This is a genomic window from Ruegeria sp. H3 (genome assembly GCF_056533095.1).
Genome location: NZ_JBQFOD010000010.1, coordinates 98,738 through 110,689, shown reverse-complemented (window position 1 = coordinate 110,689; position 11,952 = coordinate 98,738). Strand labels below are relative to the sequence as shown.

Below are 11,952 nucleotides of genomic sequence, written 5' to 3'. Positions count from 1 at the left end.
GAACTGGCCTTATCTGTGCTTAATCTGTTGCGCGGAGGTTCCGAGGAAAACCCACCCTCAGCCCGGTGCCAGACGGTAAGCATTGACCCGGCTGATTACAAGAATGCAACGGGTCTTTGTCACGCCGAATTCAGATCCGCACCAACGGGTCTTCAGGATTTTGTGACTATTCACCCCCATACTGCCATTCCGGGTTTGTCCCCTACACCGTCTTTGACTAAAGAGGTGCAACTTGGGACGATAGGACAATGGGCAGGATTCTGGATCGCTACATACACCGCAAGACGTTGCAGCGATGGCGCAAAGTGGCGGAACAGGCGCAAGATGCCCCGCAATCGGCGTTGCGCCTGCAACGCGATCAGGCGCGCGGCTTACGGGCCAGTCTGAACAAGTTGATCCATATTGCAGATAGCCGCCTGACCCGACCTCAGATCGGATCGGCCCAGTTTCCAAAACCCGTTGGCACGGATTGGGCCTGGCGGCCCGATTTGTGGCGTGGACCACTGGCGCAACCCGGGCTTGCCTCAGCTCCGCGCAAGGCGGGTATCGATGGGCAGGTGACCCTGTTTCACGATTGTCCGCGCGCCCAGATCGCCGTGCGCCAAATCCGCAACCGCGACGAAGCCGATCTTGCGCCGTTCAGCCTGTCGGTTGAGGCATTCAGTTTTGCAGGGACCTTCCTGTCCCTGTCGATCGAATTGCCAGCCGACGCCGCGCGCGATCTGACCCTACAGCACCTGCTGCGGCTGGATGCGCTGGTAAACAGCGAGCAGGACACCGGAATTTTCGCGCGACTCAATATCCAGCACGGACCCAACACCGAACAGGTGTTGCGGCAGATCGATCTGTCGAAAACGCCCAGCGCTGTTGATTTTGATCTGGCGCATCTGCCCCTGAATGAACAGCGGATCGAAAAGATCTGGCTGGATGTGATATTTGAAAACCCGCGCATGAACCGCATTCTTCTGCGCGATCTGACCCTGTGCCGCCGCCATCGCGCCGATTTGTGAGACGCCAGACCATGACGCACCCCAGATTGATCCCCCTTCGGTTCGAAAACGGCCTGTGGCAAGGCCATCTTGAGGCCGAAACAAAACCAAATGTTGAGGTGCGCTATCTGGGCAAGCCCCTGCCCCAGGTCACATTGACAGAAGCCCAGGATGGGTGGGCCTTGGCCGTTCCTGTGCCTGCTGCGGCGCTATCCGAAGGCGTACACTGTTTTGTCATCGTTGATACGACGACTACACAAAAACTGGGGAATTTCACCGTGATCGCAGGCGAACCAGCCGCGGATGATCTGCGGACCGAGGTCGAGCTGCTGCGCGCTGAGCTGGAGATGCTCAAACGCGCTTTTCGCCAGATTTGCCGGGGCGACGACTGACCGCCAATAGTCCGTCAACCTATCTTTTTGGCTTCATTCATGCATCATTGACCCATTTGGATCACGAAGGATGCGGATATGGATCGCAGCAGCATTGTAAAAGTTGCCGCATTGATGGTGACGGGATTTGGCATCGGTATCGATTTCACCGGCGCCCTAATGCTGGTGCCCGCAATCGAAAACAGTTTCGACGCTGACATTACCAGCACCCAATGGGTGCTAAACATCTACGCGCTGTTTTTTGCCATGACCATGGTCGCCGGGGGCCGCCTGGGTGATATGTATGGTCATCGAAAGATCATGATCATCGGCCTCACGATCTTTCTGTTTGCATCCGTGGTGTGCTTTGTTGCCCCCAGCCTGGACTTTCTGATTGGCGCGCGGGCCCTGCAGGGGATCGGCGCGGGCTGTGTCTGGCCTTGCACACTGGCGTTTGGGGCCACCAAAGTCTCACGCCCGGAACACCGTGCCCTTGTGATGGGCCTGATCCTGGCCGGCGTAACCACGGGCAATGTCTTTGGCCCCATGATCAGCGGGCTGGCGGTTAGCTTCGGAGAATGGCGGTATTTCTTTCTGGCGAACATCGTCTTTTCCTGCATCTCCATGGCAACCGCGCTGCTGCTGATGCAACGCGAGACCCAGCACAAACAGGGTGAACATATCGACTACGCAGGCATGGCTATCTTGTCTTTTGCCGTGCTGCTGTTGCTATACGGGTTGGATGTTGGTGCCGATTGGGGCTGGACCTCAGTCCCCCTGCTGCTTTTGTTCTTCGTCAGCGCGGTTTTGTTCTTTCTCTTCCCCAAGGTCGAAAAACGCGTGGTCGAACCGCTGCTGCTGCCTCAGATGATGCAGAACAAACAGTTTCGGATCACGCTGGGGCTGAACATGTTCAATGTGTCTGCCGCCTTTGTCGGCCTGCTGTATTTCCCGCAATACATGCAAAAGGTTTTGGGGTGGTCGACCTTTGAATCTGCGCTGGGGCTGGCACCGCTTACCCTGTTGCTGGCTGTTGGGTCAGTGGTCTCGGGCACGCTCTACAATGATTTCGGCCCCAAACGGCTGCTGTTCTGGGGCTATTTGATCGCCACGATTGGCGCGGCCAGTATCGTGGTTCTTCCCGCCAGTTTCGGATATTTTCAAATCCTGCCCGGCATGGCGATGATCGGGCTGGGTGCAACGCTAACGGTTGGCCCATCGGGCACCGCTGCGGTCTGTGCCGTTAAACCCGAACGCGCCGGACTTGTGGGCGGGCTAAGCTTTATGACCCATCTCGTGTATGGCGCCATCTCGGTCGCCTGCGCTACAGCGATCATGTATGTGGTGTCTTTGTCCAGCCTGCGCGACAAGCTGGCGGCGGCCAACATCCCCCTGACTGACGCCGATCAGCGGGCCATCAACGGCGGAACGCTCAACACCGAATCCGCCCACGCCGTATTGGCCAAACTGAATACCGATCAAGTCGAAACCCTGAAATCCGCGATTGCCAGCGCGTTTGACAGCGGAATGAACATGGCCTTTATCTTTTCCACAGTCTCGGTATCCGTGGGCATCCTGCTGGCGTTGATGCTGGACGAAAGCAAGCTGCATAAGATCGAGGAATAAAAAAAGGGTCGCGCCCTGCGCGACCCTCGTTTCCTTTGGGCAAGCGCCTTACTGAGACGGCCCGTTCGGATTGAAGGCGGACAGGCCCTTGAGGATATCGATGGCATAGGCCAGCTGATAGTCCTCTTCCCGCAGCTCGGCTGTTTCTTCGGCCTTGGCGCGATCTTCTTCAATCTGGCGGATTTCATCCTCGCTCAGGCTGTCATTGTCCAGGCTGCCGCGCAGCTGGGCCTCGGACCGAGTGAAGGGGTTCTCCTCGTCCTCCTCGGCTTCGGGCTGCGGGCGCGGTTGTTCCACGATGATGTCCGGGCTGACGCCCAGCGCCTGGATCGAACGACCCGAAGGCGTGTAATAGCGCGATGTGGTCAGTCGCATCGCCCCGTCGCCACGCAACGGCATCACGGTCTGGACCGAGCCTTTGCCAAAGCTCTTGGTGCCCACAACGATCGCACGACGATGATCCTGCAAGGCACCCGCAACGATTTCCGAGGCCGAGGCCGAACCACCATTGATCAGCACCACGATTGGCTTGCCTTCGGCCAGATCGCCGGGGGTGGCGTTGAACCGCTCACCATCTTGTGGATCACGGCCGCGGGTCGAGACGATCTCGCCTTCGTTCAGGAACGCATCCGACACTCGGATCGCTTGAGTGAGCAAACCGCCAGGGTTGTTGCGCAGGTCCAGCACCACGCCGTTGACCTTATCGATCCCGCCCGCTTCGGCGATCTGTTCCTCAAGACCCGCTTGCAGGTTCGGGAAGGTCTGATCATTGAACGTGGTTACACGCAACACGACACTGGTGCCTTCGGTACGAGCACGCACAGCAGTCAGTTTAATCGTGTCACGGATTATGGTGACATCAAAAGGCTCAGGCTCACCTTCGCGAACAACCGTGATGATGATTTCGGAGCCCACAGGCCCGCGCATCAAGTCAACCGCCTTATCCAGCGTCAGGCCCAGAATGCTTTCACCATCCACATGGGTGATGAAATCCCCGGCTTCGATCCCGGCTGCCGCGGCAGGCGTATCATCGATGGGCGAGACGACTTTGACAAAGCCTTCCTCTTGCGTCACCTCGATGCCGAGGCCGCCAAACTCACCCCGTGTCTGCACGCGCATCTGCTCAGCGTCGTCGGGCGACAAATAGCTGGAATGCGGATCAAGCGATGTGAGCATGCCGTCAATCGCAGCCTCGATCAGCTCCTCGGGCTCAACCTCTTCGACATATTGCGCGCGAATGCGTTCGAAAATGTCACCGAACAGGTCCAGTTGCTGATACACATCGGCCTTCTTTTCGGCTTCCTGCGCCAGTAGCGGGCCTGCAATCTGGGTGGTTGCGATAATCCCTGCCACGGTTCCGGCCAGACCGGCCATCACAAATCTCTTCATACTCGTCTATCCATCCTTGTTGGTCCGAAACCACGATTCCGGGTCCACGGGGCTATTGTCTTCTCTTACCTCTATATAGAGCGTTTCTGACCGGTCAGTTCCAGTGCCATCACCACTTGTTGACAAAATAGCGCCGATTTCGGGCGCCGCACCGGGCATTAGCCCAACTGGTGTGCCTTCGGGGATCACCTGTCCGATGTCTCCGTATACCTCCTGCAATCCAGAAAAAACGAACAGAAGTCCGGGCTGGGGTTCCAGAATGATCAGGTTCCCAAGCTCAAGCAAAGGTCCGCGATAGCGGATCGTTGCTGCGGTGGGCGCGGTGACCAAGGCGCGGGGCCGTGTGCCCAAAACCAGTCCGGGGCGGGTCACCCCCGCCGCATCGGTTTCCCCCGCACGGTGCAGCAAGATACCCTGTACCGGAAGCTGTACATCCCCCTTGCGGCTGGCCACGCTTGCGTCGGTCGCGGCAATTTCACCTTCCGAGATTTCGGACAACCCGCTGGCGAACCCATCCAGTGTTTCGGTAGATGAGATCAGGATTGCCGTCTTGATCGGGTCTTCGACGAAACGCATTGGTAGGTCAGTTCGATCAGCAATCGCCTCGCTTAGGCGGGTTCGGGCGGATTGGACGCCGCTCAGGCCCTCGGTCAGGGTCTCAGCAGCATCCTGTTGCAACAGGCGCAGGGTTCGAACCTCTTGCAGATCACGCGCCAGATCTTCTGCCTTGGCGTTCAGGCCCGGCGTGACTTCGGACAGCATCATGCCCGTCCGCGCCGCGCCCAGCGGGCCTGAAGGATGCAGCATCAGAACCGGCGGTGCCGTGGTTTCGATGGTTTGCAAAACCCCCAAGAGCTGCGCCACATCCTTTTCCCGTGTTCGTAATTCTGCCGATAGCTGAGCCTCACGGGTTGCGGCCATGCGCAGGCCATCGCGCATCGCAGACAGGCCCGCCTCATAGGCCTGAATGGTCTGGGTCAAAGCCCGTACCCGATCCCGCGCGCTGTCCGCTTCGGTCAGCGAGATCGAGGCCTGCTCCAGCATCTCCGCTGCGTCAAGCGCCGCCCGCGACGGGTTCTGTGCTATAGCCTGACCTGCCAAAGACAGTGCTATGGCAGCTGCCATTACCCTCATGAGATCAAGCTTTCGCCAGTCATTTCAGGCGGCTTTGGCAGGTTCATGAGATCCAGCAGGGTTGGTGCCAGATCGGACAAGCGCCCGCTACGCAGCACGGCCCCTTCGAGACCCCCAACCAAGGCCACCGGAACCGGGTTCAGCGTATGCGCGGTATGCGGCCCGCCGGTTTCCGGATCGACCATCACCTCGCAATTGCCGTGATCGGCTGTGACGATCATCGCGCCACCGACGGTGTTCAACGCCTCAACTACTTGCGCCAAGCCCTGATCCACCGCCTCACAGGCTTTGATCGCGGCCTGCAGGTCGCCAGTGTGACCCACCATATCCGGATTGGCATAGTTGGTGACGATCAGATCATACCCGGCTTCGATGGCCTCAACGAATTTTGCCGTCACTTCGGGCGAGGACATTTCGGGCTGCAAATCATAGGTCGCGACTTTGGGCGATTTGGGCATGTAACGGTCCTCACCTTCCTCGGGCGCCTCTTTGCCGCCATTAAGGAAGAAGGTCACATGTGGGTATTTCTCAGTCTCGGCAAGCCGGAACTGACGCAAGCCCTGTTTGGCCACCCATTCGCCCAGAGTGTTGACGATTGCGCGTTTCGGGAACACGGTGGTCATATAGGCGGTATGGCTATCCGAGTACTCGACCATCCCCAACAACGCCGACAAAACCGGGCGCGGACCTGTATCGAAATCAGCAAAGCCCGGCTCGCCAATGGCGCGCAGGATTTCCCGCGCGCGGTCGGCACGGAAGTTCAGGCAAAAGAACCCGTCGCCCTCTTTGACACCCTCATACCCATCCAGAACCGTCGGGGTGATGAATTCGTCCGTTTCAGATTGGGTATAGGCCTCATCCACCGCCCCATGCGCCGAGTTAGCCGCACGGCCCTGACCCTTGATCATGGCATCATACGCCTGTGATACCCGCTCCCACCGATTATCGCGGTCCATGGCAAAATACCGCCCGCATATGGTGACAATACGGGCCCCTTCGGGCAAGCGATCTTCAAGCTCGGCGACATAGGTCAAGGCCGACTTCGGGGCTACATCTCGCCCGTCGGTCACAGCGTGCAGCGCGACCGGAACACCGGCATCAGTGATCGCCTTGGCCGCCGCAACGATATGGTTCACATGCCCATGCACGCCGCCGTCCGAGGCCAGACCCATCAGATGAGCCGTGCCGCCTGCGGCTTTCACCTTGGCGATAAACGACCGCAGCTCGTCATTATCAAAAAATGATCCATCCTCGATCGCCAAATCGATCTGCCCCAGATCCATCGCCACAACACGACCAGCACCAATATTTGTGTGTCCGACCTCGGAATTGCCCATTTGCCCGCTGGGCAGACCCACATCCGGGCCGTGGGTGATCAGCGTGGCATGGGGACCTCTCATAATCGCGTCAAAGGTCGGCGTCTCAGCCAAATAAGGGGCATTCGCCTGCGTGTCTTCGGACAACCCCCAACCATCCAGGATGCACAAGACTACGGGTTTGGGCGTGGCCATTTCGATCTCCGGTAACTGCTCTTGCCCCATCTTCTAGCCTCTGGCCGCCGGGGGGTGAACCGCCTTTACAGGAATTGGTGCAGATTTAATCAAACCGTCGGCGCATAAGAACCTTACGTCAGGTCCTCTTGTGTGATCAGGGCCGGGCCGCCTAGTCTTTGGACCTGAGGAAGAGGACAGTCATGCAAACAGGACTTTCGGGTTTTGCCCTGATCTATGTTTTGGCGCCAGCTGCACTGATGTTATTGGCGCGGCACTGGGCGTTGGCTGGGCGTATCGGGCCGATTGTTTTGTGTTACATAGCCGGGCTAGCTTTGGGGGTTTCTGGGCTACAACCCGAAGCCGCACAGCAACTTAGGGAAACCGTGATCGAGGCGAGCCTGGGGCTTGCCCTGCCCTTGCTGTTGTTTGGCGTCAACCTGCGGGCATGGGGCCGCGTGGCCGGGTTCGCTTTGCTGTCCATGGCACTGGCTGTTCTTGCGGTTGGGCTTGTCGCCACAGGGCTGTTCTTTGCCTTCAGCGCCACGGGCACCGAACAAGCCGAGCAGCTTTCGGGCATGGCAGTCGGTATGTATACCGGCGGTTTGGCGAACATGGGCGCGATCAAACTGGCGCTGGATATCCCCGAGGGCCGCTATCTGCTGTTTGCAACCGTCGACACGGTCGTCGGCGCGGCTTATCTGTTGTTTGTGCTGACCCTTGCGCCTGCGTTCTTTGGCTTGTTCCTGAAACCCTTTACGGGCGACCGTGACGCAGACCTCCCGCCCGAGGGCGAGGCGACAAAGCCAAACCTGTTTCTGCACGGCATCATCGCCTTCCTTGCAGCGTCGCTTTGTGTTGCGACCGCGTTGATCTTTGCGCCGACCTTCAGCTTTGCCGCTCAGCCCGTGGTCATCGTGATCTTGCTGACAACACTGGGTCTTTTGGGATCACTGACGCCATCGCTGCACCAAAACAGAGCCGCGCCTGAAATGGGTATGTTCCTGCTTTATATATTCTCATTCAGTGTTGCCGCTTCGATGGATTTGGCCAAGTTGCAGGATATGGATCTGGCTGTACTGGGATTTGTCCTGATCGCCACATTCGGCAGTTTCGCCCTGCACGCGCTGTTCGCCCGGATCGCGGGAATTGACCGGGACACATTCCTGATCACCTCGGTCGCCGCCGTCATGTCGCCCGCCTTTGTCCCGATGATCTCGCGCAGTTTGCGCAACCCCGCGATCTTGATGTCGGGCATGGCAACCGGCATTCTGGGATTTGCAATCGGGAACTATCTGGGCATTTCACTGGCGCTGCTGCTGACCAGAGGGGGATAGGATATGGATCATCAGAAACTGCCTGCGGCGGGTCGCCCCGAAGATGAGATACTGGATCAGCTCAAATCCTTTGCCGAGGATGACCCGAACTATCGTGAGGGCCGCACGTGGAGCCTTGTCTACCACCTGGATGACGCGCACGACGCCTTCACCGCCAAGGCCTACAGTGCGTTTTCTTCGGCCAACGGCCTGAACCCTGCCGCGTTTCAAAGCCTGAAACGGATGGAGACCCAGATCATCTCGACCATGGCAGGGTTGCTGCACGGCGGGCCGGACACGTGCGGCGTTGTGACGGCAGGCGGGACGGAAAGCTGCCTGATGGCGGTTAAAACCTACCGCGATATGGCGCGCAAACAGCGCAAGGTGACACGGCCCAACATGATCCTGCCAAAGACCGCTCATGTGGCATGGTTCAAGGCTGCTGAGTATTTCGGGGTCAAACCGCGCCTGCTGCCGATGACACCGGATCATGCGACAGACATTTCCCGGCTGAAACGCATGATCAACGCGGGCACGGTGATGATCCTAGGGTCAGCCCCCGAGTACCCGCACGGCACGATCGACCCGATTACCCAAATGGGGGCGATTGCGCAGTCCAAAGGCATTCCTCTGCATATCGACGCTTGCGTCGGCGGGCTGATCCTGCCGTTTATGGAACGCAACGGCGTTGACCTGCCCGACTGGGATTTCCGCGTTCCGGGGGTCACATCGATCTCTGCCGATCTGCACAAATACGGTTATGCGGCCAAAGGGGCCTCGACCATCCTTTACCGCAATCTCGACCTGCTTAAGCATCAGATGTTCATCTGTCAGGACTGGCCCGGAGGGGTCTTTGCCTCACCTGCCCTGCTGGGCACCCGACCAGGTGGGGCCTATGCTGCCGCCTGGGCGGTCATGCAGAAACTGGGGGTCGAGGGCTATTGCCAGCTGGCCAAAGACACAACCGAAGCCGTCGAAAAGCTGAAATCTGGCATTGCAGCGATTGAGGGCCTGCGCATTCTTGGCAATCCCCAAGGGCCCTTGCTGGCCTATGGCTCCACCGACCCGAAGCTCAACATCTATGCGGTGGCGGATCAGCTGGAACGCGCGGGTTGGAGCATCAATCGCGTCCAGAATCCCGATGGCATCCACTGCATGGTCACAGCCAAACACTTGCATGTAGCGGATGAATATCTGGCTGATCTGGCACAGGCCGTCGCCACCGTGCGGGCAAATCCCGATCTGGCCAAGACCGGCGGCGCCGCGACATATGGCATGATGGCGCATGTCCCGCTACGCGGGATGGTCAAATCCAAAGTGCTGGATGTCTTCGCCGAAATGTATCGCGCAGGGGGCGGGGGTTTGCATCTGCATGATGGCAAGGCGCCAAACCTGCTGGAACGCGGCATGGCGCGTTATGTGCAGTGGAAAGCACGCCGTAGTTAGAGCCTGAGGATCAGGATTGCTGCTCCATCTGCTCCAGCATCTTCTTTGCACGTTTGCATTGCAGCTGATCGCGCAGCGGGCTGTTCGGGTCGACATCTTTCTGGCAAACCACGCATTTATCCGCGCCCGAGATTGCGTTCAGACCACCGCAACTGCCTTTGATGGTCTTGCCCATCAGCATCACACCCAGTGACATGCCAATCATGACAAGTGCCAGAAGAACAAAAGCCAGAATGAAAGTGCTCATCTCGGTTCCTACCCGTCAGTCGGTTCCCAACGCGTCTTTGAAGGCGCTGCTGTGAACCGTAATATAGGCATCTTCGCCGCCTGTCACATCCCGCGAGATGAAATACACGGCAAGTTTATGCTCTTCAGCCAGCGCCAGCCCTTTTTCCTGTCCCAAGGCCAACATCGCCGTCGCCCAGGCATCCGCCATCATCGCGTTTTCTGCCAGAACGGTCACCGAGGTCGTGCGGTGCGTGATCGGACGCCCGGTGGTCGGGTCGATGATATGTGAATAGCGCACGCCATCTTGTTCAAAGAAGTTTTTGTAGTCGCCCGAGCTGGCCATGCCGCGATCGTTCAGCGGCACGATCAGTTGCACGGTTTGCGATCCGGCTTCGGGCTTTTCGATACCGATCTGCCAGGCCTCGCCTTTGTCATTTTGCCCTTTGGCGACCAGATCACCACCAATCTCGACCAGATAATCCTCAATCCCTGCTTCACGCAGGGTTCCAGCCACCGCGTCAATGCCATACCCCTTTGCGATGGCGGACAGGTTGATCCCCACGGCTGGATCGGATTTCGCCAAAGTACCGGCAGCGCCGTCCAATGTCAGCAACCGGGCCTGACCAACACCGCTTAGCGCTGTCTCGATATCCTCGTCCGATGGCACCGGATCTTCGGGTTTCCGTGGGCCAAAGCCCCAAAGCTCAATCAGCGGGCCGAGCGTGACATCAAACGTCCCGCCTGTTTTCGCGTGCACATCGTTGGCCGCGGCCAGTACCAATGCGAACTCTTCCGACACCGCCATAGGGTCCGTGCTGGTCGAGGCCGAGAAAGTTGAAACCTCGGAATTGGGATCCCAGTTCGACATCTTGGCATTGACCTGAGCTAGAGTCTCTTCGACCGCTGTGGCCAGCGCCGCCTCGTCCAAATCCTCACCAATCGCAGTGATGTTGAAGGTTGTGCCCATTGTCTCGCCAGACAGGCGAACAACTTCGGGTTCCTTGTCGAACAGGCAACCGGTCAGAGCGGTCAAAAGGGCCAATGCAGGCAGCAGACGCATGGGGTAGTCTCCGGGAAAATCAGTGCCCGGCATATGCCAGCCACCATTGGCGGAGTCAAACCAGCATCACAGCTTTAGCGGCAAAAAGCCCAGCATCAAAAGGCCAACACCCGCAGGTACGCCAAACAACCAAGCCCGCTTTTGCCATCCTTCGGCCTGTTGTTTCCAAGCCAGGCGAAAATTATGCCCGCAAACGACCACAGCAAAGAAAATCAACGCAGCAACCGGCGGTGTCAGGTAAAGATCGCTCACGTCTTTGGGCTCCTGTTCGGGGTCCGGTTTTTGCCGATCGGGACAATTGGACACTATACAGGTCGTTTAGCTGCGCTAAGGTGAAAGGGAAAGACACACAATACCCCGGAAGGAGAATGCCTATGGCTCCAACCTCGTATCAGTCCCCCTCGCGCGGCGATAAGGCTGACAAGTCGACCTACAGCCAGTCTGCGGAATCGAACCTGTCTCATGCACAGACAACAGTGGCAAAACTGTTGACAGGTAAAGGAGATGATGTGTTTTCCGTGCGCCCGAACGAGACCATTCATTCCGTAGTCAACACGCTCAAGGAAAAGCGGATCGGGGCAGTTCTGGTGACGGATCAGAACGGGGCGCTACAGGGTATTCTATCGGAACGCGACATTGTGCGCCGCATGGCAGATACGCCTGGCCAGACCCTGCCACAATCGGTCGAAGACTTGATGACACGCGATGTCAAAACTTGCTCACCTGACGATTATCTGAATGACGTTCTAAAAACGATGACCGAAGGCAAATTTCGCCATATGCCCGTCTTGCGCGACGGTAATCTGTGCGGCGTGATCACTATTGGCGATGTGGTGCATTTCCGGTTACAGGAACTGGAATACGAAGCGCTGCGCATGAAGCAGATGATCGTAGGCTGATCGC

At 58.2% G+C, this 11,952-nt stretch carries 12 protein-coding genes; 6 read left to right on the top strand and 6 right to left on the bottom strand.

Annotated features, from left to right (window positions below):
- Positions 1–248 precede the first annotated feature (248 nt).
- From ACR0JE_RS13235 to ACR0JE_RS13225, 3 genes are all read left to right on the top strand, one after another.
- Positions 249–1,010 carry a DUF6478 family protein gene (locus ACR0JE_RS13235; protein WP_480543994.1) on the top strand — a complete coding sequence of 254 codons (762 nt, stop codon included), beginning with the start codon at positions 249–251 and terminating at the stop codon, positions 1,008–1,010.
- Positions 1,011–1,021: 11 nt separating this feature from the next.
- A complete protein-coding gene (locus ACR0JE_RS13230; protein WP_480543993.1) occupies positions 1,022–1,381 on the top strand; it encodes a hypothetical protein in 360 nt (119 codons plus the stop codon).
- Between the two features lie 78 nt (positions 1,382–1,459).
- The gene (locus tag ACR0JE_RS13225; protein WP_480864484.1) at positions 1,460–2,986 is read left to right on the top strand and encodes an MFS transporter; all 1,527 of its coding nucleotides are present in this window, start codon (positions 1,460–1,462) and stop codon (positions 2,984–2,986) included.
- A gap of 48 nt (positions 2,987–3,034) precedes the next feature.
- On the opposite strand, the gene ACR0JE_RS13220 is transcribed toward ACR0JE_RS13225, so the two are convergent.
- From ACR0JE_RS13220 to gpmI, 3 genes are read right to left on the bottom strand one after another with little or no spacing between them, the layout of a single operon-like run.
- The gene (locus ACR0JE_RS13220) at positions 3,035–4,375 is read right to left on the bottom strand and encodes a S41 family peptidase (protein WP_353011140.1); all 1,341 of its coding nucleotides are present in this window, start codon (positions 4,373–4,375) and stop codon (positions 3,035–3,037) included.
- 6 nt (positions 4,376–4,381) lie between these two features.
- Positions 4,382–5,509 carry a murein hydrolase activator EnvC family protein gene (locus tag ACR0JE_RS13215; RefSeq protein WP_480864483.1) on the bottom strand — a complete coding sequence of 376 codons (1,128 nt, stop codon included), beginning with the start codon at positions 5,507–5,509 and terminating at the stop codon, positions 4,382–4,384.
- Positions 5,506–7,020 (bottom strand): 2,3-bisphosphoglycerate-independent phosphoglycerate mutase, encoded by a 1,515-nt coding sequence (gene gpmI, locus ACR0JE_RS13210; protein WP_480864482.1) that lies wholly within the window; start codon positions 7,018–7,020, stop codon positions 5,506–5,508. Before gpmI ends, ACR0JE_RS13215 begins: the two co-directional genes overlap by 4 nt.
- 182 nt (positions 7,021–7,202) lie before the next feature.
- Between gpmI and ACR0JE_RS13205 the strand changes: the two genes are divergently transcribed.
- Positions 7,203–8,336 carry a DUF819 family protein gene (locus tag ACR0JE_RS13205; RefSeq protein WP_480864481.1) on the top strand — a complete coding sequence of 378 codons (1,134 nt, stop codon included), beginning with the start codon at positions 7,203–7,205 and terminating at the stop codon, positions 8,334–8,336.
- A gap of 3 nt (positions 8,337–8,339) precedes the next feature.
- Positions 8,340–9,761 (top strand): pyridoxal phosphate-dependent decarboxylase family protein, encoded by a 1,422-nt coding sequence (locus ACR0JE_RS13200; protein WP_480864480.1) that lies wholly within the window; start codon positions 8,340–8,342, stop codon positions 9,759–9,761.
- A 10-nt stretch (positions 9,762–9,771) separates the two neighbouring features.
- Here the strand turns inward: ACR0JE_RS13200 and nqrM are convergent, their stop codons facing one another.
- The 3 genes from nqrM to ACR0JE_RS13185 all read right to left on the bottom strand — a co-directional run bounded on the left by nqrM (position 9,772) and on the right by ACR0JE_RS13185 (position 11,301).
- Positions 9,772–10,008, bottom strand: coding sequence for a (Na+)-NQR maturation NqrM (nqrM, locus tag ACR0JE_RS13195; RefSeq protein ID WP_480864479.1), 237 nt, complete (start codon positions 10,006–10,008; stop codon positions 9,772–9,774).
- A 15-nt stretch (positions 10,009–10,023) separates the two neighbouring features.
- Positions 10,024–11,049, bottom strand: coding sequence for an FAD:protein FMN transferase (locus ACR0JE_RS13190; protein WP_480864478.1), 1,026 nt, complete (start codon positions 11,047–11,049; stop codon positions 10,024–10,026).
- 66 nt (positions 11,050–11,115) lie between these two features.
- Positions 11,116–11,301: a hypothetical protein gene (locus ACR0JE_RS13185; protein ID WP_480543984.1), complete on the bottom strand. Its 186-nt coding sequence runs from the start codon at positions 11,299–11,301 to the stop codon at positions 11,116–11,118.
- 122 nt (positions 11,302–11,423) lie between these two features.
- Here ACR0JE_RS13185 and ACR0JE_RS13180 point away from each other — a divergent pair, with 122 nt between their 5' ends.
- Positions 11,424–11,948, top strand: coding sequence for a CBS domain-containing protein (locus ACR0JE_RS13180; protein WP_170534749.1), 525 nt, complete (start codon positions 11,424–11,426; stop codon positions 11,946–11,948).
- Positions 11,949–11,952: the final 4 nt, after the last annotated feature.